Origin of the sequence: Neorhizobium tunisiense, assembly GCF_039631515.1 — a bacterium.
Classification (GTDB): Bacteria; Pseudomonadota; Alphaproteobacteria; order Rhizobiales; family Rhizobiaceae; genus Neorhizobium.
This window is the reverse complement of record NZ_JBDIUU010000002.1, coordinates 387,775-411,079: the sequence shown is the minus strand read 5'-3', so window position 1 is coordinate 411,079 and position 23,305 is coordinate 387,775. Positions and strand designations below refer to the sequence as shown.

Annotated in this window: 23 protein-coding genes, 1 tRNA gene and 1 pseudogene; 13 read left to right on the top strand and 12 right to left on the bottom strand. The window is 61.0% G+C overall.

Translation table 11 applies throughout. The annotated features are described in order from the left end of the window. Positions 1-67: 67 nt before the first annotated feature. The 3 genes from ABCW43_RS11015 to ABCW43_RS11005 all read left to right on the top strand — a co-directional run bounded on the left by ABCW43_RS11015 (position 68) and on the right by ABCW43_RS11005 (position 1,802). Entirely contained in the window at positions 68-1,069 is a 1,002-nt protein-coding gene (locus ABCW43_RS11015; RefSeq protein ID WP_345924126.1) for a bile acid:sodium symporter family protein, read from the top strand. An 84-nt stretch (positions 1,070-1,153) separates the two neighbouring features. Further along, positions 1,154-1,402, top strand: a complete 249-nt coding sequence (locus ABCW43_RS11010; RefSeq protein WP_345924124.1) for a DUF4160 domain-containing protein — start codon at positions 1,154-1,156, stop codon at positions 1,400-1,402. Beyond that, positions 1,389-1,802 carry a DUF2442 domain-containing protein gene (locus ABCW43_RS11005; RefSeq protein ID WP_345924122.1) on the top strand — a complete coding sequence of 138 codons (414 nt, stop codon included), beginning with the start codon at positions 1,389-1,391 and terminating at the stop codon, positions 1,800-1,802. Before ABCW43_RS11010 ends, ABCW43_RS11005 begins: the two co-directional genes overlap by 14 nt. An 89-nt stretch (positions 1,803-1,891) precedes the next feature. On the opposite strand, the gene ABCW43_RS11000 is transcribed toward ABCW43_RS11005, so the two are convergent. Continuing rightward, positions 1,892-2,374, bottom strand: coding sequence for an Hsp20 family protein (locus ABCW43_RS11000; RefSeq protein WP_345924119.1), 483 nt, complete (start codon positions 2,372-2,374; stop codon positions 1,892-1,894). A 359-nt stretch (positions 2,375-2,733) separates the two neighbouring features. Further along, on the bottom strand, positions 2,734-3,117 hold the full coding sequence (locus ABCW43_RS10995) for a YciI family protein (protein WP_345924117.1): 384 nt from the start codon (positions 3,115-3,117) through the stop codon (positions 2,734-2,736). A 255-nt stretch (positions 3,118-3,372) separates the two neighbouring features. Between ABCW43_RS10995 and ABCW43_RS10990 the strand changes: the two genes are divergently transcribed. Continuing rightward, positions 3,373-4,341 (top strand): alpha/beta fold hydrolase, encoded by a 969-nt coding sequence (locus ABCW43_RS10990; protein WP_345925421.1) that lies wholly within the window; start codon positions 3,373-3,375, stop codon positions 4,339-4,341. 20 nt (positions 4,342-4,361) lie between these two features. Here the strand turns inward: ABCW43_RS10990 and hisN are convergent, their stop codons facing one another. Further along, a complete protein-coding gene (hisN, locus tag ABCW43_RS10985) occupies positions 4,362-5,138 on the bottom strand; it encodes a histidinol-phosphatase (protein WP_345924115.1) in 777 nt (258 codons plus the stop codon). Between the two features lie 350 nt (positions 5,139-5,488). Then, positions 5,489-6,373, bottom strand: coding sequence for an N-formylglutamate amidohydrolase (locus ABCW43_RS10980; RefSeq protein WP_345924113.1), 885 nt, complete (start codon positions 6,371-6,373; stop codon positions 5,489-5,491). Between the two features lie 184 nt (positions 6,374-6,557). On the opposite strand from ABCW43_RS10980, the gene cpdR1 reads away from it, so the two are divergent. From cpdR1 to ABCW43_RS28815, 3 genes are all read left to right on the top strand, one after another. Beyond that, entirely contained in the window at positions 6,558-6,920 is a 363-nt protein-coding gene (gene cpdR1 / locus ABCW43_RS10975) for a response regulator CpdR1 (RefSeq protein ID WP_037077221.1), read from the top strand. Positions 6,921-7,025: 105 nt separating this feature from the next. Next, a tRNA-Val gene (locus ABCW43_RS10970) sits at positions 7,026-7,100 on the top strand. Positions 7,101-7,600: 500 nt separating this feature from the next. Further along, the gene (locus tag ABCW43_RS28815) at positions 7,601-7,915 is read left to right on the top strand and encodes a DUF982 domain-containing protein (RefSeq protein ID WP_445738923.1); all 315 of its coding nucleotides are present in this window, start codon (positions 7,601-7,603) and stop codon (positions 7,913-7,915) included. A gap of 345 nt (positions 7,916-8,260) precedes the next feature. On the opposite strand, the gene ABCW43_RS10965 is transcribed toward ABCW43_RS28815, so the two are convergent. Continuing rightward, positions 8,261-8,827 (bottom strand): hypothetical protein, encoded by a 567-nt coding sequence (locus ABCW43_RS10965; protein ID WP_345924105.1) that lies wholly within the window; start codon positions 8,825-8,827, stop codon positions 8,261-8,263. Positions 8,828-9,145: 318 nt separating this feature from the next. Here ABCW43_RS10965 and ABCW43_RS10960 point away from each other — a divergent pair. From ABCW43_RS10960 to ABCW43_RS10950, 3 genes and pseudogenes are all read left to right on the top strand, one after another. Next, positions 9,146-9,240, top strand: a pseudogene (locus ABCW43_RS10960) (co-chaperone GroES); the annotation flags it as partial. Positions 9,241-9,381: 141 nt separating this feature from the next. Continuing rightward, positions 9,382-9,774, top strand: a complete 393-nt coding sequence (locus tag ABCW43_RS10955) for a hypothetical protein (RefSeq protein WP_345924103.1) — start codon at positions 9,382-9,384, stop codon at positions 9,772-9,774. A 73-nt stretch (positions 9,775-9,847) separates the two neighbouring features. Then, complete coding sequence (locus tag ABCW43_RS10950) at positions 9,848-10,015, top strand: hypothetical protein (RefSeq protein WP_345924101.1); 168 nt, start codon at positions 9,848-9,850, stop codon at positions 10,013-10,015. A 128-nt stretch (positions 10,016-10,143) separates the two neighbouring features. Here the strand turns inward: ABCW43_RS10950 and ABCW43_RS10945 are convergent, their stop codons facing one another. From ABCW43_RS10945 to ABCW43_RS10935, 3 genes are read right to left on the bottom strand one after another with little or no spacing between them, the layout of a single operon-like run. Continuing rightward, positions 10,144-11,442: a glycoside hydrolase family 130 protein gene (locus tag ABCW43_RS10945; protein ID WP_345924099.1), complete on the bottom strand. Its 1,299-nt coding sequence runs from the start codon at positions 11,440-11,442 to the stop codon at positions 10,144-10,146. A gap of 27 nt (positions 11,443-11,469) precedes the next feature. Continuing rightward, positions 11,470-13,755, bottom strand: a complete 2,286-nt coding sequence (locus ABCW43_RS10940) for a glycosyltransferase family 4 protein (RefSeq protein WP_345924097.1) — start codon at positions 13,753-13,755, stop codon at positions 11,470-11,472. Between the two features lie 2 nt (positions 13,756-13,757). Then, entirely contained in the window at positions 13,758-14,708 is a 951-nt protein-coding gene (locus ABCW43_RS10935) for a class I mannose-6-phosphate isomerase (RefSeq protein WP_345924095.1), read from the bottom strand. Between the two features lie 663 nt (positions 14,709-15,371). On the opposite strand from ABCW43_RS10935, the gene ABCW43_RS10930 reads away from it, so the two are divergent. Next, entirely contained in the window at positions 15,372-15,611 is a 240-nt protein-coding gene (locus ABCW43_RS10930) for a hypothetical protein (RefSeq protein ID WP_345924093.1), read from the top strand. 238 nt (positions 15,612-15,849) lie between these two features. On the opposite strand, the gene ABCW43_RS10925 is transcribed toward ABCW43_RS10930, so the two are convergent. The 4 genes from ABCW43_RS10925 to ABCW43_RS10910 form a co-directional block, all read right to left on the bottom strand. Further along, positions 15,850-16,023, bottom strand: coding sequence for a DUF1328 domain-containing protein (locus tag ABCW43_RS10925; RefSeq protein WP_345924091.1), 174 nt, complete (start codon positions 16,021-16,023; stop codon positions 15,850-15,852). 64 nt (positions 16,024-16,087) lie between these two features. Beyond that, positions 16,088-17,164 (bottom strand): ABC transporter ATP-binding protein, encoded by a 1,077-nt coding sequence (locus tag ABCW43_RS10920; protein ID WP_345924089.1) that lies wholly within the window; start codon positions 17,162-17,164, stop codon positions 16,088-16,090. After that, positions 17,161-18,729, bottom strand: coding sequence for an ABC transporter permease (locus ABCW43_RS10915; RefSeq protein WP_345924087.1), 1,569 nt, complete (start codon positions 18,727-18,729; stop codon positions 17,161-17,163). The genes ABCW43_RS10920 and ABCW43_RS10915 overlap by 4 nt, the downstream gene beginning before the upstream one ends. A 72-nt stretch (positions 18,730-18,801) precedes the next feature. Continuing rightward, a complete protein-coding gene (locus tag ABCW43_RS10910; protein ID WP_345924085.1) occupies positions 18,802-19,815 on the bottom strand; it encodes an iron ABC transporter substrate-binding protein in 1,014 nt (337 codons plus the stop codon). A 184-nt stretch (positions 19,816-19,999) separates the two neighbouring features. Here ABCW43_RS10910 and ABCW43_RS10905 point away from each other — a divergent pair, with 184 nt between their 5' ends. Then, on the top strand, positions 20,000-22,069 hold the full coding sequence (locus tag ABCW43_RS10905; RefSeq protein ID WP_345924083.1) for an ATP-dependent helicase: 2,070 nt from the start codon (positions 20,000-20,002) through the stop codon (positions 22,067-22,069). Positions 22,070-22,187: 118 nt separating this feature from the next. Next, positions 22,188-23,243, top strand: coding sequence for a dipeptidase (locus ABCW43_RS10900; RefSeq protein ID WP_345924081.1), 1,056 nt, complete (start codon positions 22,188-22,190; stop codon positions 23,241-23,243). Positions 23,244-23,305: the final 62 nt, after the last annotated feature.

Here is a 23,305-nt window from a genome sequence, read left to right as displayed (position 1 = left end):
TGTTAGTGTTTGAATTCTGCTTCATGATAAGTGATGGGTAAATCCTCAAATCCGAGGAAATCCGCCCATGAGCCGTTTTCTGCCGGACCGCTTCACGGTCCTTCTCGTCTGCACCGTCATCCTCGCCTCGGTCCTGCCGATCCACGGCGTCTATGCAGACTGGTTCAACGTCGCGACCGATATCGCCATCGGCCTGTTGTTCTTCCTGCATGGCGCGCGCCTGTCGCGCGACGTGGTGGTAGCCGGCATCCTGCACTGGCGCCTGCACCTGACGATCCTGCTGACGACGTTTGCGATCTTCCCGATCCTCGGGCTGATGATCGGCTTCATTCCGGACGATATCCTGGCGCCGCCGCTCTATGCCGGCATCCTTTTCCTCTGCGTGCTCCCCTCGACGGTACAGTCCTCGATCGCCTTCACCTCGATTGCCGGCGGCAACGTGCCGGCGGCGATCTGCGCCGCCTCCGGCTCCAACATCTTCGGCATGTTCCTGACGCCGCTGCTCGCCGGCGTCCTGCTCTCGACCACCGGCGACGCCGGCTTCTCCTGGGATGCACTGGAAAGCATCCTGCTGCAACTGCTCGCCCCCTTCGTCGTCGGCCAGATCCTGCAGCCCTGGATCGGCAACTGGATCCGCTCCAAGAAGAAGATGCTCGCCCCCGTCGACCGCGGCTCGATCCTGATGGTCGTCTACCTGGCGTTCTCGGAAGCTGTCATGGAAGGCCTCTGGCACACTTTTTCGGCCCTCGATATCGGCGTCGTCATCCTGGTCGACATGGCGCTTCTGGCAGTCGTGCTGTGCATCACCATGTTCGGCAGCCGGGCACTTGGCTTCAACAAGGAAGACGAGATCACCATCACCTTCGCCGGCTCGAAAAAGTCGCTGGCGAGCGGCGTGCCGATGGCCAACGCCATCTTCGCCGGCCAGTCCTCCTCGATCGGCGCCATCGTCCTGCCGCTGATGCTCTTCCACCAGATCCAGCTCATGGCCTGCGCCGTTATCGCCCAGAAATATGCCAACCGCCTGAAAGTGAAGAAGGAAGCCGTGACGGCGCCGGTTGCGGCCTGAGGGGCCGACATTGCTCTCCGTTTCCAGATGAGAGATTGAAACCCAGGCACTTTCCAAAGCGCTTGGGTTTTATTATATTAAACCATGCCGACCGTTCTACGTTTCGCTGGCCTGCGCGTCGTGATCTATCCGAACGATCACCGTCCCGCGCATGTCCATGTGAAGGGAGCCGGCGGAGAAGCGGTCTTCATTCTGAATTGCCCCGGCGGACCACTGGAGTTGCGGGAGAGCTACGGTTTCAAGCTCGCGGAACTCCGCAGCATCGAGGAAACCCTCGCAGAAGAAATAGCCGCCCTTTGTGCGGCATGGAGTGCCCATCATGGCGATTTCTGAACAGCAACTGAGAGCAGCCGAGGAACGCATGCAGGCTCAACGGGAAGCGGGTTATGCCGTCTCTGCACGTTACGATCGACGCTCGTCCCGCATCGTCATCGGTCTCAACACCGATGTCCAGGTCGCGATCCCGGCAAGGAAGATCGAAGGGCTTTCGGAAGCTTCCGAGAAAGAGCTTTCTGAGATCGAGATCAGCGCGACAGGCCTTGGCCTGCACTGGCCGAAACTCGACGCTGACGTTTACGTCCCGGGCCTCCTCCAGGGCATTTTTGGATCGAAACGCTGGATGGCCGCTCAACTGGGCGCCGCCGGAGGCAAGGTCCGCTCGGCGACCAAAACGGCAGCGGCCCGGGAAAATGGCCGCAAAGGCGGACGTCCGCGGAAGATTGCCGCAAATTAGCCCCTCAAAACGAAAAAACGGCCCTTCCCCCAAGAGGAAGGGCCGCATTGGGCTTGCTCGACTATATCGACCGGTAACCCGGCAGCGGGTTAGTTGACCTGCTGCGGGGCGACCTGGGCCTCGATCGTCTTCGGAGCGACTGCGTCTGCGGCAATCGCGATGCGACGGGGCTTCATGGCTTCCGGAATGTTCCGGAGGAGGTCGATATGGAGCAGGCCGTTCTTCAGCGAAGCGGACTGCACTTCGACATGATCGGCGAGCTGGAAGCGGCGCTCGAAGGCGCGCTTGGCGATGCCGCGATAGAGGTATTCGCTCTGGTCGGCAGCGGTTTCGTCCTCGCTCTTTTCACCCTTCACGGTCAGCACGTTCGCATGGGCTTCGAGGCTCAGTTCCTTTTCGTCGAAACCGGCAACGGCCATGGTGATGCGATAGGTGTTATCGCCGGTCCGCTCGATATTGTAGGGCGGATAGCTGGGGGTGTGGTCGGCCGGTCCGCGATTGTCGAGCAGGTTGAAAAGACGGTCGAAACCGACGGTGGAGCGGTAAAGGGGAGAGAAATCGACGTGACGCATGGTGTCCTCCTTGGGAAGCGACGTTGCGGTTAAATTATGCTCCCGCATCCCGTAATGGCGATGTCGGTCGCGTTCAGCAGGCCCTTTGTGGCGCCCGCAGAGTTCAGATGGTGATTGGTTTTCGCGGCTTCAAGACCCCGGTTCACAGCGCCGTTTTACGCGTGAACCTGACATGAACAGCCCGTTTCGGGCCGGTTCAGGATCGTTTTGATAGAACAGACCGTGGAAGGCAGACTGTCTCTCTCGACCGAAGCTCCATTCGTCCCTTCGCTTCGGTCTTCAATTGCCGGAATCGCTTAGGGTATCCCTAGACCCGCGATTCCGGCTTCTTTTTGTTGTCCTCTGCCGAAGAGGAACCTTCAGCCCTCGTCCCGCATCTCCAGCGAAGCACCCGGCAGGTAAAGCAGGATCGGCCTGATCTCGTAAACCGCCGTCGGATTGGCGCGGCGAAGCTCCCGCGCCGCCGCGATAGCTCCGTCGATGGTCGGGAAATCCACCACGTAGAAGCCGAGCAACTGTTCCTTGGTCTCGGCAAACGGACCGTCGATCACCATGCCTTCGCCCTTGCCACGCAGGGTCACGGCGCCCTCCGTCGGGCCGAGCCGTGCGGCCGGCCCCAAGGACTTTTGCGTAACCAGGCGGTCGTTGATCTGCAGCAGATCGACCATCAGGGCCTCGTCCTCCTCCTTTGTCCAGGATTCGACCACTCCCTCCTGGTGATAGGCAAGAATTGCGTAATACATCGGCTTGTCTCCCTCATGATCCGTCGGCTGACGCCGATCCGCCTCCTCACGCACACTCTCACGCTCAGGCGGACCGACAAACATCCGGAAATCTGTAAACGCGGCTGAATACACATGTTTGGCCGGCGGGGTGCAAGCCTCCGATTTCTCCGAAATCGTCCTGGCACCTCATTGAATGCCACGCACTGCGCTTTTCCCTTGACGTCCCGCTGCCTCTGCCTGACGCTGACCGCCATGACCGAAGCGGCAGATTCCATCGACGACATTCTCCATCCGACGCCCGGCAACCCGGCCCCGGCCAACTACACGGCCGGCTATTTCACCGGCCATCGCGGCACCAGGCTGCGCTACGGCCTGTTTCGCTCCGGGATGTCGCCGGCGATCGGCACCGTCGTGCTCATGCAGGGCCGCAATGAGTGCATCGAGAAATATTTCGAGACGATCCGGGACCTGAACGCCATGGGCCTATGGGTCGCGACCTTCGACCTGCGCGGTCAGGGCGGCTCGCAGCGCCTGACGAAAAATCCGCGCAAGGGCCATGTCCGCCGCTTTTCCGACTACGAGCGGGATCTCGAGATCTTCCTCGAACACATTGTCCTGCCGGATGCCCGCCTGCCCTTCTTCCTGGTCGCCCACTCGACCGGCGCCCTGATCGCGCTGTCTGCTGCCCCGCGGCTTTCCAACCGCATCAACCGCATGGCGCTCGCGGCCCCTTATGTGGCGTTGTCCGGCCAAGGCGTGCCGGAAGGGCTGATCCGCTCACTCGCGGGATTGGCAAGCTGGACCGGCTTCGGTGGCGTCTCGATGGGCACCAACCGCAGCAATCGCGCCTTCGAAGGCAATCCGCTGACCTCGGACCCGAAACGTTACGCCCGCAACATGGAGATCGGCGCCGCCCACCCGGAGCTGACGATCGGTCCGCCAACGGCCCGCTGGCTGCACGAGACCTTCAAGGCCGCGCGCCGGGTGTCCTCGCAGTCGCATCTGACGAAAATCACCATCCCGACCCTGATCCTCGCTCCCGTCCTCGACGCTATCGTCCCCTATGCAGCGCAGGAGGAGCTGTCACGCAACTTCCGCGCCGGCCAGCTCATCACCATCAACGGCGCGCGCCACGAGCTTTTCCACGACAGGGATATCTACCGCGCCCAGGGGCTGGCGGCCATCGAGGCCTTCATGCCCGGCCAGGACGGCGGCTTCGGACTTTCCGAAACCGCGGCCTGATCGCCGGATGATCTTGCTGCCTATTTGCCGGAAAGCAGCTTCATCGCTTCCGCATGCACGGCCTTGCTGCCGGCCGCGAGAATATTACCGCCGTTTTCCGGCCGCCCGCCATCCCAGGTGGTGATAATGCCGCCCGCCTGCTCGATGATCGGGATCAGCGCGCCGACGTCGTAGGGCTTCAGATTGTTCTCCACGACGATATCCACATGGCCGGATGCGAGCAGCACATAGGCATAACAATCGCAGCCGTAACGGAACAGCCGCACCTTTTCCTCGACCGAACGGTATTTCGCCAGATCGTCGCCGCCGAAGATATGCGGCGAGGTGGTGAACAGGGTGGCATCGGCAAGGCTGCCGCAGTCGCGCACCGAAATCTGCCGCTCACCGTCCGGGCCGGAATACCAGGAGCGCATGCCGTCGGCGAAATAACGCTCGCCGATAAACGGCTGGTCCATCAGCCCCATCGCGGCGCGGCCGTTCGACTGGAACCCGATCAGCGTGCCCCAGACAGGCAGGCCGGAAATGAAGGCGCGGGTGCCGTCGATCGGATCGATCACCCAGATATGTTCGCGGTCAAGGCCGACATTCTCATGCTCCTCGCCGAGGATGCCGTGTTCCGGAAAGCGTTCGGCGATCAGCGCCCGTATTGCCGTCTCGGCGGCGCGGTCGCCTTCGGTCACCGGATCGAATCCGCCCATCAGCTTATTGACCACCGAAAGTCCGGTGCGGAAGCGTGGCAGGGTCTCTGCCTTGGCGGCGGCGGCAAGCACATCGAAGAAGTCGCGATCGGGGAGCATAGGGAGATCCGCTGAGGAAGAGGTGATCTCTTCTAGGATACTGGCCTGAAACTGAAAACCCGATTCGCGTGACCACGCGCAGAAAATCCAAAAACAACCAACCCTGCGCCGAAAAACTCATCAAACCGCCTAAAAATGGCGCATATTTAATCAGCCGAAAAACATGCTTGACATTTGTGCAGCGCACTCGTAGCTTCAATGCACAGTCTTTGACTGTAAATACCCTCCTTGGGTGTTTCCTCCCTAGACTTAGCCGCGCCCACAAGCGCGGTTTTTTTTGCCCGCGATCGAGCGCGCGAGCCTGCTAACCCGCCGGCAAACGCTCAAGCCTGTGGAAAACTCTAGGACTGTTATTCGGCTGCCAGCGCGCCGTCGCCGGAAAAGTCGACGACGAAGTCCGCCATCTGCCGCATGAAGGTGGAAAGGGCGGCTGCGACCACCGGGAACTCCGGCCGCCTGGCAAGCGTCATCTCGTCCACGTAAAGCGCCCTGTTGATCTCGATCTGCAGGGCATGCAGGCCGCGCACTGGCCGCCCGTAGTGCTCGGTAATGAAGCCGCCGGCATAGGGCTTGTTGCGCACGGCGGAAAAACCCATGCCGTCGAGGAACTGCATCGCCGCCCGTGAAAGTTCGGCAGACGCGCTGGTACCGTAGCGGTCGCCGATGATGAAGTCCGGCCGCACGTCCGAACCGGAGAGCCGGATATTGCCCGGCATCGAATGGCAGTCGATCAGGATGGCGAGCCCGAAGCGCGCATGGGTACGGGCGATCAGCTTGCGAAGGCAGGCGTGATAAGGCTTGTAGATCGTCTCGATGCGCGACATCGCCTCGTCGACCGGCAGCCGGCGGCGGTAGATTTCCATGTTTTCGGCGACGATGCGCGGGATCGTGCCGAGTCCGCCCGCGACCCGCATCGAGCCGATATTGACGAAAGGCGGCAAAGGCCCGTCGAACATCCGCGGATCGAGTTCGTAGGGCTCGCGGTTGACGTCGAGATAGGCGCGCGGGAAATGGGCGAGAAGCAGCGGCGCACCGAGTTCAGGCGCATCCGCGAAAAGCTCGTCGACATAATGGTCTGCGGAGCGGCGGATGGAGAGCGAATCAAGGCCGCTCTCGGCGAGAAATTCAGGCGGGTAGAAGCTGCCGCTGTGAGGCGAATTGAAAACGAAGGGGATAGTCTGCGTGGCGGGCTCCCTCACTTCGAAGTGTTCAAAATCACCCGCGTTGCAATCCATCCTGCCTTTACCATGTCACGAACTTGTTCAGGAACTCATGTTGCCAGTTGCCCGAGGCGAAGTCCATACTATCTATACCCTACCAAATCCTCTTACACCCTCATTAAACGGATGTTTACCGCGCGTAGGCAGTGTAAGAGATACCGACAACTCTAAAATTTTGCATTGGATAACGGTCCTGGAGATGATTCAGAAAATCCTTCTCGCCGAAGACGATAACGACATGCGTCGTTTCCTGGTGAAGGCGCTTGAAAAGGCGGGCTACAAGGTCGCGTCCTTCGACAATGGCGCGAGCGCCTATGACCGGTTGCGCGAAGAGCCCTTCTCGCTGCTCCTGACCGACATCGTCATGCCGGAGATGGACGGGATCGAGCTTGCCCGCCGGGCGACCGAACTCGACCCGGATCTCAAGGTGATGTTCATCACCGGTTTTGCGGCCGTCGCGCTGAACTCCGATTCCAAGGCTCCGAAGGATGCCAAGGTGCTGTCGAAGCCCTTCCACCTGCGCGATCTGGTGGACGAAGTGAACAAGCTTTTGGCGGCCTAAGCCGCCAAAAGCCCTGATCTGCAAGGCCTTCAAAAAACCTTCGCATTTCATGGCAAAAACCTGTTGACGGCCCGACCAGTCTATGGTCTATGCGCCGCCACGGATGGGCGTGTAGCTCAGCGGGAGAGCACTACGTTGACATCGTAGGGGTCACAGGTTCAATCCCTGTCACGCCCACCATCCGGTTCCCCTGCCCGCGCAGGCGTTTATGAGGTTGACGACATAACCCATTGTCCTCGCTTAGTTTATTTGCCTAAGTTTCGCCCATGGAATCGCCGTTTGGCGGTCTCCAGGTGATGGGGCGAGTGGTGCCCGTACGTGTCACGGAGGTCTTCTCGGAAGTCCCCGTCAAGCCAGAGACCACCCAGAACGAGACGCCTCGCTGAAGCATCCAGGTGATGCAGGTGTGGTTGCGCGACCATCCTCGCCGCATCCTGTGCTGCGCTCAGTTGTTCCGTCGAGGATGACCCATTGGCCCGGACGACCCGAGCGGGGCTTACGCCGGTGCCGGCACGCGCGAAAGGAACGGGTACGTAGCAGCGCAGGCATACGAAACGTGGATCCGAGCCTCACCTATACGCCATATGACCATGCTGAAAGCGGGTAGCCGATGGGGGTCCGCCAGTTGGGTAGCGTCGAGGTGGGTGCAAACGTCCGATTGTTGTTGCTAAGTGGCGGGAATGAGCGCGTCGTACTACCTCCAGTATTGTGCCGGGAGGAGAACTGTCATGCCGTGGAAGCGAGTACCGGCCTACATAGCGGGCGTTCAGTGGGGCACTCCCGTTGCTGTTCGCATCGGTTACGGTTCGCCTGAAATGATAGAGAACGCTGCGGACGGGCTGGAATTCCTTGAAAGACGTTGGCCGCCTGAGCGCGATAAACAGTATCAAGCCGCCAAACAAGCGTGCGAGGGCGCGCTCTTCCATAGTCGTTCGAGCTCCGTAGCTCGCGAGGCATTCATAGCAGCCGCCATTGAGGCGTATGTTCTTGCCTAGTACAGGGTGAGCTTGGCTGTTCGTCCTGACTTCGCCTTGTGCGCGGGGGCCACCCGCGGCACCAACCTCTCGGGCATCAACCGCGGTGATGAGTGTCCTTCAGGGATCATCTGGCGTGTGCCATCCCAACATCGATCTCCTGATCGCGGAAGGCGTGTCGCTGACCCCGCGAAGTCGATTTGCGTATTGCCGAACATTGCGCCATCGCCGCATCCAGCCAAACCGCTAGGCTGACAGGGACCTCCTCGTTGCCCGCTTCGAGCGCCTCGACCCACGCCAAGCAGCACTAAATCCCGTAGAGGTCGATCTCATTCCCGATGGCCACACGCCCAGCTAGAGCAGGCGTCAGCCCACCGCATTCTCATAGTCGAACGTAATCAAAATGGCTTGTGCCGAAGCGTCGTGCACCCCGTCAACCCTGATGCCATGCGTCTGCAATTCCAGTACACGACTTTGAAATTCGAGCGATTTCAGTTGTTGGCCTGCCTGCAGAATGCCTCCGTCAAATCTGAGATCGAGCCTGTCACCCATCATATGCGATGCTCCCGCTCCGCCGCTCCTGATGAGTTCGACTCCACGCTTCGTCACTTGGATCGTTCCGACATAAAGTTCGCCCAGACCGGCATGCTTTCCGATGATGGAATTTATGACGTCGTCGCTCAGAAGCATCAGCAATGCGTTCTTTGCCTTTTGCTGTATTTCCCGTCGCTCTGCGTTCGCGCGATCCGAGGCCTGCCGCAGCTCGGATTCTCGTTGCGCTCGAGCAGCATTCACCGTGGCCGCGATGCGTTGTCTCAGGCCAGTGGCGGGGTCTCCCGCCGAGTTGACCGTCGGGCGGTTGCCCAGAGCCTCCGCCGGGTGTGAACTCTCGGCAATATTCACAACCTGTCCATCGAACGCCGTCGGTTTCATGATGCTTTAGCCTTGTTGATGGGTCTTCCGAATTCCGGAGCGGGAAACTTGGCCTCCGCTGACTAGCTCACGTGGCGACCGACAAGTCCAACGCCAAATTTTGAACCATTCGCTATCGGCCTAAATAAGTGACATCTCAGCAGGTTCCGGGTCAGTTCGCTGATCACAACTTCCCGCGTGGTTATGACGATGGCCTTGTGTGAAGAGCGCCCAACGAAAAAGGCGGAACGGTGAGCGATGGCAATCCTATCAATCGAATGCCAGAGGGGCTACATAGAGATTGCAGCCGCCCTATGCGCCGGCCGCAGAAAGACTCCCATGGAATTCCGCCCACTCCACGACCGCGTCGTCATCAGTCGCGCCGAAGGCGAACTCAAATCAAGGGCGGGATTATCGTTCCTGATACCGCCGAGGCAATGATCGCCGACGTGCTCGTGAAAGAACCTGCAGCCGTCAACGGCGGTATGCCGGGATGGGATACTGAGAGCCGTGCCTGAACCGCTCGGCCGGCGCGGCCGGGAGCGGACCCGCAACATCCATGAAGGGATATTCCATTGGCCACGCAAAGCAGCGGCAAGATTTCGATCGTCGAGCGTTTCGACAACTACCAAGCCAGCAAAACAGTTCTCGTATGGGCGTGCGTCATCACAGTGATCGCCACCATCGTCGTCGGGTTCAACTGGGGCGGCTGGGTGACGGGCGGCTCGTCGCGAGCCTTGTCTGTGACTGCGGGCGATACGGCTCGGGGCGAACTCGCCACCGCCATCTGCGTCCAGCGTTTCAACGCGGCACCGGACGCAGCAACGAAACTGACCGAACTCAAGGCCATCCCCGACAGCTACAGGAAGCGGCAGTTTATCGAAGCCGGCGGCTGGGCCACCATGCCGGGCCAGACCTCCGCCGACAGCCGCATTGCCGAAGGCTGCAGCACTGCCCTGGCCGCCTAACCGCCTCCTCGATATCGCTTGGTGCCCTGTCACCGGGGCGCGTCCTCCATCTGCCAAACAGGAGAATGACTTCATGATCCGTTTCGAAAAGAAAGTCGCTGCAGAACCCCTGCCGCCAGAGATCGAAAAAAACCGCTTCGACGAGGTCCGAGAGGCCGCCTTCGAAGGACACAAGAAATCGGCAGAGGAAAGCGCGCGTCGCCGTTCACTGCCGGCAAAGGAAGACGACCGTCTTATCTAGGATTATTCCGCATCTGCTTCGTCCACGCATAGGCAATCCCGGGTATGGCCTGACCACGCCCGGGATTGAGAAAGACCGATCCGCTGAAGGTTAACGTGGCTTGCGCCGCGACGGCCGAATGCGATGGCTTAGCCGTCGAGCGTTCGCAGAAGATCTGCAATCTTGATCGTCGAGAAATTCGAGAACGTGTCGCATATCGCGTATGGCAGGACGATCTGGTCGTTGTGGCGCATGGCGCCGCAGGTATAGACGACGTTCGGCACATACCCTTCCCGCTCCGATGGTTCCGGCCGCACCAGCGGTTCCCGCGAACGGGCGATGACCTTGGAGGGATCCTGTTTATCGAGCAGTGCCGCACCGATAGCATATTTGCGGACGGCGCCGACGCCGTGGGTCAGCAGCAGCCAGCCCTCGTCGAGCTCAATCGGCGAGCCGCAATTGCCCATCTGAACGAACTCCCATGGAAACTTGGGGCCGAGGATCAACTGCCCGCCATTCCAGGTATAGAGGTCGTCGGAATAGATGAGGTAGAGGTTCTCACTATCCTGCCGGCCGATCATCGCGTAGCGGCCATCGATCTTGCGAGGAAACAGGCCCATTCCCTTGTTCCTGGCTACGGTGCCTGCGAGTGGGCTCAAGCGAAAAGACACGAAATCCTTGGTCTCCAGCAGTTCCGAGCGGATGCCCATGCCGTTATAGGCGGTATAGGTCGCGTAAAATGTCTTCTCGCCGTTGTCCTCGAATTCGACAAACCGCGCGTCCTCGATCCCATTCGACTGAGCGGATGTGATCGGAAAGATGACCCGCTCGCTGATCGACTGGTCCGAACCGAAGCTGACGTCGACCCGCTCGCCTGCCGCAACGGATGTGCGCGCCGTGACGGTTGGCGTGGAAGCGAGCCGCACCGTGGGATCGATGTCAATGCCGCCATCGGCGGCGATCACGCCGGTACGGAATGTCAGGGACGACACGTGCCCTTCGCCGACGGCGCGCAAGCTGAGAACGAAACGCCGGCTCCCCTTTTCCAGACCGGATTGATCCGGATGGGAGACAATACTGGGATTGAATAACGCAGATGCTTCGAAGGAATATTCATTGAGAAAATACGCGCCAACAAGTTGACGTTGTTTTTTCGTGAAGTTGGCGTGAGGCGCGAATGCCTCCTCCATTTCCGCTGCCCGGGTTTCGAACGTCGCGAGCAGATTACGGTGGCGGCCCTCGAAATTCTCCAGGACGTCGGCGAGAAGGATTTCCGTCATCTCCAGGTCCAGCGCCAGAACGCGATCGACGATATGGTTTGCCCGCGATTTTTCGGTGGGATTGAGGTCCCTCGGTTCGGTGGCAGGCCTGAAAGGTCGCACGACGACGCGCGACGAATCGGGGCGTAGGAAAAGGGCCTGACGGTTTAGAAAAGTGGCTTGTGACAAAGGGACCTCAATTGATCTGATTGGCGATTAGGCGCAGAGGGCGCGAAGAGGGGCGGGTTCTGCAGGCTGCTCGCTGACACGGGCGAACCTGCGAAACTCCACAAGGGCCAGAAGATAGGAGATTACAGATTCGCCACCCCGGTTCTCGTTGACGCGCAGACGGTGCAGTCCGTCGCGACAACTGCCCGTGTCGATGTCGACGAGTGTCTGGGAAAGATCGTTGCTGCCGAGAAACCAAGCAAATGCGCTGATGGCACCGTTTTTCCATTCTACACCTTGATCGGCGTGCCAGGCGGCAAGACAAGCCGAGATCGTCGCCGTGGCCTCGAGCGGCTGCTGATCAAACTCCTGGGGAGGCTTTCGGATATCGCCGAAACCATCGGTTCCGATCGGCCGGAAATGCCCCCCCGGCGCCGTCTGCTTTGTCATCAGCCAACGCAGGGTCCGCATACCCGCAACGACATACGCGGATGTTCCGCTGGCGCGGCCGGTGAGGATCAGCGCCTGGGGCAGGCGTGCGTTGTCATAAGAGAGGCCTTCCTCGAACCAGGTCCAATCCCCCGTCTCCACACGAACCAGGATATCCATCAGACGGTCTGCGAGAAGACGGCGCATCCGTTTGGCGAAAAGATCCTCTCCCCTTATGGCACAATAGCCATCCAGCCCAAGGAGGGTGAAAGCCCAGGCGCGCGGTGAGCGAAACATTTCCACCGTCGGCAGAGCGTCCGCGAAAAGGGCTGCAGCCCAGTTGCGGCGGGACGGATTGGTATCGCTGCGGGCACATTCTCCCAGTGCCCAGAGCGTGCGCCCATGGCTGTCCTCGGAGCCCAAGTCTTCGAGCCATCTCCGGTCGAAGCCCATGAAGTTGCGAAAATGCTTCCTGTCGGGATTCCAGGCGTGTTGCACGAAGGATGCAAATCGGCTCGTCAGCATTTCCGGTAGAGATTTTTCGCCGGACGTGTTGAGGGCGCTCGCCAGAAGCAATGCCCGTGCATTGTCATCGACGCAGTATCCGTGCGCGCGATCAGGTACCGAATGGACCGCATGTTGGAAAAGGCCTGTGTCGTCGCACATGGAAAGGAAATAGGTGAGCTGCGTATCCGGCAGAACGGGGACGTCGCGTGTTGGAGCATTTCTCTCCCCGGCAGCGGTTGCGACGGGCCGTAAATGTCGCTTGGCGGTCTCGAAGACGGCCACATAACGCTCGGCCGTCCTTTGCCACGTCATCGACCGGCTGCTGGCATAAGCACGCGCACGCATGGCATCACGCCTTGTGTCATCCGTCAGCAATCCCGCGATCTCGGTGCCGATGGCTTTTACATCACCGGACGCAACCAGAATGCCGCGGCCCTCGGCCAGAAGTTCGCGCGCATGCCAATAGGGTGTCGAAACGACCGCTTTTCCCAAGCCGAAACTGTAAGCGAGGGTGCCCGATGTCATCTGCGCCTCATTCAGATAAGGCGTTGCATAGACGTCGCACATGGAAATGAAGTCCAGGAGCTTCGCCTGGTCGACAAACTGGTCGAGGAAAACGACGTGGTTTTCGATGCCGAGCGCCTGCACCCGGGCAATGAGGCTCTCGCGATAGGCCTCGCCCTGATTGCGGATAAGATTGGGGTGGGTCGCGCCGAGCACTACATAGACAGCGTCCGGGCTGCTTTCCAGGATCAGAGGCATCGCATCGATCATCACCTCTATGCCCTTGTTGGGCGAAAGCAGTCCGAATGTCAGGATAACCGGCCTATCACTGAAACCGAGTTTCGCCTTTGCGAGGTCCGTTTCCGCGAAGGCGATGTCGGGAATCCCATGCGGCACCACTTCGATTTTGTCTGCCGGGGCATCATAGACCTGACGCAAAAGCGCACGGCCTTTCTCGGCCATGACGATGACCTTTGCTGATGTCTCGATAATCCGCGTCAGAACGCGCCGCTGGGCTGCATTGGGTTCGGCAAGAACCGTGTGCAGGGTCGTCACGATCGGCATGTTCAGGCGCGACATCAGTTCCAGAATATAGCTACCGGCTTCGCCGCCGAAAATTCCGAATTCATGCTGGAGACAAACTACGTCGAATCGTCCGGCATTCAGGGCCTCGGCCGTGCTGATATAGTCCTCGAGGTTTTCGTCACGTATTTGAAGCGAGACACTGGGAGGGTAATCATAGGTATGGCCGTGATCGTTCATTGCCACGATGACCGTCTCCACCTTTGCCGGGGATTGAGAAACCGCCTGTTGAAGATCGCTGGTGAAGGTCGCGATGCCGCAGCGACGCGGGAGCGAATTGCCGATGAATGCAATTTTCCTGAGTAGGGTCATGGTCATGCCTCCGTTGAGCGGAATGGCAAGCCCGCCGGTTGTTGATGGTGAATGAGTGCCGGTTCAAGATGCCGGGTCGCTGGCTTGGCCGTGCGTATGTCGAGATTGCGCAGCAGGCCGGGCCTTGGTTCCGCGTCGGCATAGGCAAGCAGGGCGGTCAGTCCCTTGCTCCCGGCCTTGATATGGGTCTGCGAGGCGTCGGCAAACAACGCATCTCCGATGCCGGCATATGCCTTCCCGACGTCTATCTCACCCGCGATGACCAGCACCCAAGTCTCGCATTCCGCGTTCAACTCCCAGTTAGAGTCTGCCGGAAGGTTGACTCGTTCGAGGACGAAGAAAGGACAGGAGACCAGTTGTGTCCTGACCTCCGTGAGGTCCACCGGAATTGCCTGGGCCTTCGCCGGCTCTGGATCCGCAGCCGCGACGGCCCGCTCCACATGCAGTTCGCGCTCGCGGCCATGGTCGAAAAGACGAAATGTCGTATCGCTTCTCTGCTGAATCTCCGCGACAACAAGCCCGGCGCCAATGGCGTGAATGGTTCCGGCCGGGACGAAAATGACGTCGCCCGCGATGGCATCCCGCCAATCCACGATATCGGCTATGGAGCCATCAAGGATCGCATGGCGCAGTTCCGGCTGCGTTAGCCTCCTCGTCAACCCGACGGCAACCTGAGCGCCCGGTTCCGCTGAAAGAATATACCATGCTTCGGTCTTTCCGTTTTCCATGCCGAGCGATTGCGCAAGGTCGTCGTCGGGATGGACCTGGATAGACAAGGGCTCTTTTGTGAAGAGCAGCTTGAGAAGCAGAGCGGGATCGGGCGACTGCGCGTCGGCGCGCTCGAACCAAATTTCGCCGATCGCGTCGTCGTGGCGTGTCTTCGTCCAGGGCTGGAGATCGTGGCTACCCCAGGGTTTGCGCGCAATCCGCACGCCGGCCTGCTCGATTGCCATGATGGAACTCCTTCATCGTACCGCTAAGACCGGGTCGATCTGAGGTCGGAGTATCCTGCTGGGGGTGGCGGGCAGTCCGTGAGGACTGATCAGAATCCGGCCAAAAAAATTGCGGTCAGCCTGCGATTGCTTGAATCGGAACGATTTCAAGAATGAAGAAAAATAAATAGACTCGAAATCTAACTCAATATTTTTCGATCCAAATTTGCATATAATCCCAGATCTCAAAAATGCAATGGCATGCGACCTTGCTGAAAGCCCAACAATGTCAGTAATATTTTGATATCGTTCGAAAATCCCATGAATGACGATCGCCCAAATCAAGATATATTTATTTCCTTCCAAGAAGGATTGCCGGCTGTCTGAAAAACACCAATTTATTCTTTCAAGCTCGCGACCAGCGAGGTCGTTTGACCGGGAAGCCGTAATTTACTGCGCGGTCACAACGTTCACATCATAGGGGTCAAAGGCTCAATCCCTGTCACACCCACCATCCAGTTCAAAACGTTGAGAAATCCGCATCGGCGGATTTCTTCGTTTCTGATCCTTCCCTTAATATATCCGTTCCAAAACGGCGCATTTGCGCCGGACATTCTTCACCAGCCTTGCTGGCGATTTGGTCATCTGCGCCTGTTATGGTGTTACGACATCAAGGAGGTGTAGATGGCGCAGTTCAAGAATTCGGAGCATCTCGTCCAGACGAAAGCACCGGCCTTCGAGAAGGATTGGATGCCGGGGCAAAAGGTGCCGAATGCCGGCATCTACCGGTGCAAGACCTGCGGCGACGAAATCGTTGTTCACAAGGACGCAGCCATCCCTCAGATTCATCACGAGCATACGGTCCTCGGGCCCGTGACCTGGAAACTGCTGGTCTTCGCGCAGAAACATCCGTCGCGCCCCTGACGTTCGCGTCAGCAACGGTTCCTGCTGTTCGAGATCGGTGCTTTTTTTCGCGGGAGCGTACCGAATCGGCCGGAACCCGCCTCGCAACACGACATGGAATATGCCAAATGCGACCCACCGCGTCATTGATGCGGATTTTCCCCAATTTGCCCCGCCCGACCTTCGGCGGGGCTTTTTTGTTTCAAGCGAACTGCTTCGACCGGCTCTTGGCGCTTCACGCCAGAAAGTCCCGGGCGAATCAGAGAATTGCGTTGCCGGCCGCAAACGCAAGCACCACGAAAACCAGAAAGATGACGAGGAAGATGAAGAAGAGAATCTTTGCGATCGAGGCCGTCGCGGCGGAAACTCCGGAGAAACCGAGGAAACCGGAAATCAGCGAGATGACCAGGAAGATGAGAGCCCATTTCAGCATGGAATTTGTTCCTTCACGTTGATGGTCCGATAACGCGAAGAAATGTTCCAGGGTTCCAACGGTCCTAGGAGCTTGCGGTTTGGAAGCCGGGCTGCCGGAAGAGATGCGCCGTTCCAGCCACTCCGATCGTCACCCTGTCGCCGGCGACAAGCGTCTCGCGGCTCGGAATGTCGAGCCTGAAAGAGAAGCCCTGCGGATCGCCACCGAGCGTGATGCGGACATCCGAGGTCGGGCCGCAGAAATTGATTTCGGCGATCGTCCCGCGAGCGCCCTCGCCACCGCCCTGAACCCCATGCCGCGTGACCGTGACCTGCTCCGGCCGCAGCATGATCTGCGCCTTGCCGCGATAGGCGACATCGTCGACCGGCAGGATCCCGAGCGGGCTGTCGGCCCGCCCGTCCGCGACGTCGGCGGGCAGCACGATCGCCTCGCCGAGGAAGGCTGCCGTCGCCGCGTCGACCGGTCGCGAATAGACTTCGCGCGGGCTTCCCACCTGCGCGAACTTCCCCGCCCGCATCACCGCCACCTGGTCGGCGAAGGCAAGCGCCTCGCCCTGATCGTGGGTCACCAGAAGCGTGGTGATGCCGGCCGCTGTCAGCACGTCCGTCACCGCCTTGCGGGTCGCGGCCCTGAGGCCGGTATCCAGCGCCGAGAAGGGCTCATCCAGCAGCATCAGCCTCGGCTTGCGTGCCAACGCCCTGGCGAGCGCTACGCGCTGCTGCTGGCCGCCAGAGAGCTGATCGGGCTTGCGGGCGAGCATGGCCGCATCGAGCCCCACCATGTCCATCAGCTGGGCGATGCGGGCATTCTTCGCAGACGCCTCCGCCTCCAGCCCGAAACCGATATTCTGCCGGATCGTCAGATGCGGAAACAGGCAGCCGTCCTGCGCCACGATGCCGATGCCGCGCTTGTGCGCCGGCACCTGGGAGCGAGCATCGGCAAGCTGCAGGCCGGCGAACACGATGCGGCCCTCATCCGGCGCATCGAAGCCGGCAACCAGGCGCAGAAGCGTGGTCTTGCCGCAGCCGGAAGGCCCGACGATCGCCGTGCGGCTGCCTGCGGTCACCGACAGGTCGATGCCGTCGAGGGCTGCGACGGAACCATACTGTTTGCGCAGGGAGGTCAGGGTAAGAAACGTCATCGCCCGGCGATCTTTTTCGATTGGTGGTGGAGAAGAAAGGTGAGCGGCAGCGAAAAGGCGACCATCAGCACCGCATAGGGCGCAGCACCCGCATAGTCGATCTCGCCGGTCAGCGCCCAGAAGGCCATGGCGAGCGTGCGGGTGCCGTTCGGCGCCAACATCTGGGTGGCCGTCAGTTCGTTCATGATTCCGAGCGACGAAAGCGCCACGCCCGCAGCCGCTCCCGGTGCCGCAAGCCGGATGGTGGTCGCAAGCAGCGCATTGCCCGGTGAGCGCCCGAGGCTTGCAGCCGCCTGCTCGATCTCGACCGGCACCTGCGCGATGCTGGCGCGCAGGCTCACCAGCGCGCGTGGCAGGAACATCACCACATAGGCAAGCACGATGGTCGCTACGCTCTGGTAGAGCGGCAGCATGGCCCGCACGGTGATCGTCACCAGCGCCAGCGCCACGACGACGCCCGGCATCGAGCTTGCGAGATAATAGCAGCCTTCGAGGAACCGGCTGGCGGGGGTCGGCCGGCGCACGGAGAGCCAGGCGATCGGCACGGCGGCGGCCGTCGTCGCAAGCCCGCCGATCAGGCAGATGACCAGCGTCTGCCCCAGCGCCACTCCGACCTCGTCGATCCGCCACACCTCGGCGCCGCCGGCGATCAGCCACCGACCGAGCGTCAGCACCGGAATGCCGAGCGCAAACGCGGCCGTCACCGCAGGCAGGAGGAGAGCGACGTATTTCCACTTGCCCAGCCGGGCGATCTTCGGCCGGCGGGCGACGCCGGACCCGAGCCGCGCATACCGGCTGCGGCCGCGCAAGCCGGCTTCGAGGCCGAGCAGCACGAAGCAGCAGAGCACCAGAACCAGCGCCAGCATATAGGCGGCAACGCCGTTATAGGTCGACTGGAACTGGTCGAGGATCGCGGTCGTGAACGTGTCGAAGCGGATCATCGCAAACAACCCGTACTCGGCCAAGAGATGCAGGCCGATCAGCAGTGCGCCGCCGCACAGCGCAAGCCTAAGCTGCGGCAGCACGACGCGCCGGAAAACGGCGAAGGGCGCCAGCCCCAGCGAGGCCGCCTGGTCCTCCAGCGCCGGGTCGAGAAGCCGGAAGGCGGCGGACAGGGGAAGGTAGAGAAAGGGAAAATAGGCGACGACCGAGATCGCCACGCCGGCGGGAAGCCCGTTGAAACCGGGCCACAGCCCGATCCAGGCATAGGAATGCACGAAGGCGGGCACGGCCAGCGGCGTGACGCAGAGCCAGGACCAGAACCGCGCGCCCGGCAGGTCGCTGCGTTCCGTCAGCCAGGCGAGCGCGACGCCGAGCACCGCGCAGATCGGGATGGTGAGGACGACGAGCAGGATGGTATTGGCCAGCAGATCGCCGACCCGCGAGCGGAAGATCAGCTGCAAAGCCATGTCCCAGCCGGTCACGGCCGCTGCCCATAACACGAAGCCGAGCGGCAGGAGCGCCAGCAAAGCCACCACGACCGCGATCGTCAGTGTCCAGGACGATGCAGCCGGCAGGCGGGGTCGCGGCGCGATCGTGATCCTGGTCTCTGTGGTGGAAGTCATTGCCGGTCCGAAAAGATGAGACATCGCAGGTACGCCCTGCGATGTCTCCATGCAACTGTTATCGGCCGCTTTTTAGAGCAGGCCGGCGGCGGTCATCATGTCGGTGACCTTGGCGTTGTTCAGCGTCGAGGGCTCGACCTTCGGGGCTGCCAGGTCGGCGATCGGGGTCAGCATCTTGTTGGAAGCCTCGCCCTTGCCGACGGCGTATTCAAAGGAGTTGCCGTCGCGCAGGATCTTCTGGCCGCCCTTGCCGGTGACCCACTTCAGGAAGGCCTGCGCCTGTTCCTTGTGCTTGGAGGAGGCGAGGACGCCGCCGCCCGAGATCGACACGAAGGCACCCGGATCCTGGTTTTTGAAATAATGCATACCGATGTTCTTGGTGTTCTCGCCGGTCTTCGCCACGTCGCCGAAATAGTAGTAGTGATAGATCAGCGCGCCTTCGAACTGGCCGGCATTGACCGCCTTCATGGCAGTCGAGTTGCCGCGGATCGGGGTCGCATTTTCCTTCATGCCCTTCAGCCAAGCGGCGGTCGCTTCTTCACCCTTGAGCTGCAGCAGCGCACCGACGATCGCCTGGAAATCGGCGCCCGACGGAGATGCCGTCCAGCGGCCCTTCCATTCCGGCTTGGCGAGATCGAGCATCGACTTCGGCAGCTTGTCTTCCGTCAGCTTGGTCTTGTCATAGACGAAAACGGTCGAGCGGGCCGCGATACCGACCCAGTTGCCGTTGGCCGGGTGAAAACCCGGCAGAACCTGGTCGAGGGTCGCCTTGTCGACCGGCGCGAACAGGCCCTTGCCGTCGACCAGCGCCATGGCCGGCGAATTTTCGGTCAGGAACACGTCTGCCGGCGAATTGGCGCCTTCCTGAACGATCTGGTTGGCGATTTCGAGATCGCTGCCCTGGCGGATGGTGACGGCAATGCCGGTCTCTTCCGTGAAGGCCTTCGCCCATTCCTTGGTCAGCCCTTCGTGCTGGGCGTTGTAGACGGTGAGGCTGTCGGCCACCTGTGCCGAAGCCGGCGAGGAAAGAGCGAGAACGGAAAAGGCCAGGGCAACGCCCGCGGCCAGGGTGAATGAAGTTTTCAAGATCGCCTCCAAAATTTGACCCGGCTCTCTTAGACAAAGAGGACTTGGTTGGTCAAGTTAAGTCCCGTTCCCAAATCCGTGAATGTCGAGGTCCGTGAATGCCGATGGAAAAACGCCGGACCGGTGGATGCAGGCGCAGACGCACGAATCAGCTATGGCTAATTCGAACACATCGGGAACGGGCATGGCTGTTGCTTATCTGGAAAAGCTGAATGATGCACAACGGCGTGCGGTGGAGCACGGCTCGGACGTGCCCGAAGGCGGTCCGGCCGGGCCCTTGCTGGTCATCGCCGGCGCCGGTTCCGGCAAGACCAACACGCTCGCCCATCGCGTCGCGCACCTGATCGTCTCGGGCGCCGATCCGCGCCGTATCCTGCTGATGACCTTTTCCCGCCGCGCGGCTTCGGAAATGGCACGCCGCGTCGAGCGCATCTGCGCGCAGGTTATCGGTGCCAATGCCGGCATCATGACCGACGCGCTCGCCTGGGCCGGCACCTTCCACGGCATCGGCGCGCGGCTGCTCCGCCTCTACGCCGACCAGATCGGCCTCGACCACGACTTCACCATTCATGATCGGGAGGATTCCGCCGACCTGATGAACCTCGTGCGCCACGAACTCGGCTTCTCGAAGACGGAGAACCGCTTTCCGACCAAGGGCACCTGTCTCGCCATCTATTCCCGCGCCGTGAATTCGGAAACGCCGCTGGACGAGGTGCTGAAACTCTATTTCCCCTGGTGCTCCACCTGGGAGCCGCAGCTCCGCGAACTGTTCGCCTCCTATGTCGAAGCCAAGCAGGCCCAGAACGTGCTGGATTACGACGACCTCCTGCTCTACTGGGCGCAGATGATGAGCGAGCCGGTGATCGCGGAAGATGTCGGCGGACGTTTCGACCATGTGCTCGTCGACGAATACCAAGACACCAACCGCCTGCAATCGTCGATCCTGATAGCGATGAAGCCCGGCGGCATTGGCCTCACCGTCGTCGGCGACGACGCCCAGTCGATCTATTCCTTCCGCGCCGCGACGATCCGCAACATCCTCGACTTCCCGAACACGTTCGATCCGCCGGCCAATATCGTCACGCTCGACCGCAACTACCGCTCGACCAACACGATCCTGGCCGCCGCCAACGGCGTCATCGATCTCGCCCGCGAACGCTTCACCAAGAACCTCTGGACCGAGCGCCAGTCGGAGGAGCGCCCCCGCCTCGTCGCCGTCAAGGACGAGACCGAACAGGCCAATTACATCGTCGAGAAGATCCTCGAAAACCGCGAGACCGGCATGGCGCTCAAGAGCCAGGCCGTACTCTTCCGCTCCTCGCATCATTCCGGCCCGCTGGAAGTCGAGCTCACCCGCCGCAACATCCCGTTCGTGAAGTTCGGCGGCCTGAAATTTCTGGACAGCGCCCATGTCAAGGACATGCTGGCGGCCCTGCGTTTCGCCCAGAACCCGCGCGACCGCGTCGCCGGCTTCCGGCTGATGCAGCTTCTTCCCGGCATCGGCCCGCAGACGGCGGGAAAGATCCTCGATGCGATTGCAGCCGATCCCGAGCCGCTCGCAGCACTCCAGGAAATTCCCGCCCCGCCACGTTCCGGCGCGGACTGGCCGGCCTTTGTCGACATGCTCGCCGCCGTCCGCAGGGGCGAAGGCTGGCCCTCCGAAATCGGCCTCGCCCGACAATGGTACGAGCCGCATCTTGCCCGCATCCACGAGGATGCCGAAACCCGCAAGGCCGACCTGCTGCAGCTCGAACAGATCGCCTCCGGTTATACGTCGCGCGAACGTTTCCTCACCGAGCTGACGCTCGACCCGCCGGATGCGACCAGCGCCGAATCCGGCACGCCTTTGCTCGACGAGGACTATCTCATCCTCTCGACCATCCATTCCTCCAAGGGCCAGGAATGGCGCTCGGTCTTCCTCTTGAACTGCGTCGATGGCTGCATTCCGTCGGACCTCGGCGTCGGCTCGACCGCCGAAATCGAAGAGGAACGCCGCCTCCTCTACGTGGCGATGACACGGGCCAAGGACCACCTGCACCTGATGACGCCGCAGCGCTTCTTCGTGCACGGGCAGGCTTCGCAGGGCGACCGCCATGTCTATGCCGCCCGCACCCGGTTCATCCCGGCGACCCTGCTGCAATTCTTCGAAACCGCCGCCTGGCCGGTCGTCGCCCAGATGACCGACGCCGAACGCCAGGCTCGCCACCAGGTCCGCATCGACGTCACCGCCCGCATGCGCGGCATGTGGCGGTAGCAGGACACACCTGTCGTCATAAAACCATGATCAGACTGTGGAAATGAACCGTTGTGTGACGACCGGGCAGCCGGTTCGTCGAGATGATATCCCACCATGCCTTGAGGATTGATGTCACATGGACAGGATCGAAGTCTTCGACGGGCACAATGACGCGGTCCAATACATTGGGGAATACAAACCCGGCGGCCGCGATTTCCTCGCTCGCTCGGAGGCTGGCCATCTCGATCTTCCCCGCGCGATCGAAGGAAGCCTAGTCGGCGGATTATTTGCGCTGCATGCCCATCCGGAGCGCAAGCCGGAAAACGATCTGACGACCACCAGTGACGGGTATGAGGTTCGTTATGCCGACGCTGTGGAAGAGGCTTATGCCCGCCGGCTGATCGACGCCCAGCTTGCCGCCATCAATCTATTGATCCGGCGCTCGAGCGGCCGGATGCGCCTCGCGACCGATGTCGGCAGCATCGAAACCGCCCGGGCGGAATCCGCCTTCGCTGTCGTTCTCCATATCGAAGGCGCCGAGGCGATCGGTCCCGATCTCGACTATCTCCATATCCTGCACACGGCGGGCCTGCGTTCTCTCGGCCCGGTCTGGAGCCGCCCCAACATATTCGGCTACGGCGTGCCCTTCGCTTATCCGAGATCTCCCGACACAGGCCCGGGCCTGACGGATATCGGCAGAGAACTGGTGAGAGCCTGCAACGCCCTCGGCATCATGATCGACCTCTCGCATCTCAATGAGCGCGGATTCTGGGACGTGGCGGCCTTGAGCTCCGCTCCCCTCGTCGCCACGCATGCCTGTGCTCATGCACTCTGCCCCTCCACCCGCAACCTCACCGACCGGCAGCTTGATGCCATTCGCGATACGGACGGGGTCATCGGCTTCAACCTCGCCGTCTACGATATCCGTGCCGACGCACATCTGGACGATAACACCCCTCTCGACACCGTTGTCTCCCACATCGGATATCTGATCGACCGCGTTGGCGTGGACCGCGTGGCGCTCGGGTCGGATTTCGACGGCACAGTCGTGCCCCGCGAGATCAAGGATGCAAGTGGCCTGCCGCATCTCTTCGCTGCCATGCGCAAGGCCGGTTTTGACGAGCCGACCTTGAGAAAATTCGCCCTGGACAACTGGCTCCGCGTCTTCCGCCTCACTTGGAAGAACGACTGAACAGCCGTACTCCGCCAAATCTGTCCCCCCGCCTGTCGCATTGACTCCACCCGACCCGGATG

Coding starts and splice junctions, on each gene's coding strand:
- ABCW43_RS28815 (WP_445738923.1), top strand. CDS start 7,601: ATGAGCGCGTCGTACTACCTCCAGTATTGTGCCGGGAGGAGAACTGTC.
- ABCW43_RS10925 (WP_345924091.1), bottom strand. CDS start 16,023: ATGCTGAAATGGGCTCTCATCTTCCTGGTCATCTCGCTGATTTCCGGT.
- ABCW43_RS10905 (WP_345924083.1), top strand. CDS start 20,000: ATGGCTGTTGCTTATCTGGAAAAGCTGAATGATGCACAACGGCGTGCG.
- ABCW43_RS11000 (WP_345924119.1), bottom strand. CDS start 2,374: ATGCGTCACGTCGATTTCTCTCCCCTTTACCGCTCCACCGTCGGTTTC.
- cpdR1 (WP_037077221.1), top strand. CDS start 6,558: ATGATTCAGAAAATCCTTCTCGCCGAAGACGATAACGACATGCGTCGT.
- hisN (WP_345924115.1), bottom strand. CDS start 5,138: ATGCTCCCCGATCGCGACTTCTTCGATGTGCTTGCCGCCGCCGCCAAG.
- ABCW43_RS10920 (WP_345924089.1), bottom strand. CDS start 17,164: ATGACGTTTCTTACCCTGACCTCCCTGCGCAAACAGTATGGTTCCGTC.
- ABCW43_RS10965 (WP_345924105.1), bottom strand. CDS start 8,827: ATGAAACCGACGGCGTTCGATGGACAGGTTGTGAATATTGCCGAGAGT.
- ABCW43_RS11015 (WP_345924126.1), top strand. CDS start 68: ATGAGCCGTTTTCTGCCGGACCGCTTCACGGTCCTTCTCGTCTGCACC.
- ABCW43_RS10940 (WP_345924097.1), bottom strand. CDS start 13,755: ATGACCCTACTCAGGAAAATTGCATTCATCGGCAATTCGCTCCCGCGT.
- ABCW43_RS10900 (WP_345924081.1), top strand. CDS start 22,188: ATGGACAGGATCGAAGTCTTCGACGGGCACAATGACGCGGTCCAATAC.
- ABCW43_RS10930 (WP_345924093.1), top strand. CDS start 15,372: ATGGCGCAGTTCAAGAATTCGGAGCATCTCGTCCAGACGAAAGCACCG.
- ABCW43_RS10950 (WP_345924101.1), top strand. CDS start 9,848: ATGATCCGTTTCGAAAAGAAAGTCGCTGCAGAACCCCTGCCGCCAGAG.
- ABCW43_RS11005 (WP_345924122.1), top strand. CDS start 1,389: ATGGCGATTTCTGAACAGCAACTGAGAGCAGCCGAGGAACGCATGCAG.
- ABCW43_RS11010 (WP_345924124.1), top strand. CDS start 1,154: ATGCCGACCGTTCTACGTTTCGCTGGCCTGCGCGTCGTGATCTATCCG.
- ABCW43_RS10915 (WP_345924087.1), bottom strand. CDS start 18,729: ATGACTTCCACCACAGAGACCAGGATCACGATCGCGCCGCGACCCCGC.
- ABCW43_RS10935 (WP_345924095.1), bottom strand. CDS start 14,708: ATGGCAATCGAGCAGGCCGGCGTGCGGATTGCGCGCAAACCCTGGGGT.
- ABCW43_RS10995 (WP_345924117.1), bottom strand. CDS start 3,117: ATGTATTACGCAATTCTTGCCTATCACCAGGAGGGAGTGGTCGAATCC.
- ABCW43_RS10980 (WP_345924113.1), bottom strand. CDS start 6,373: ATGGATTGCAACGCGGGTGATTTTGAACACTTCGAAGTGAGGGAGCCC.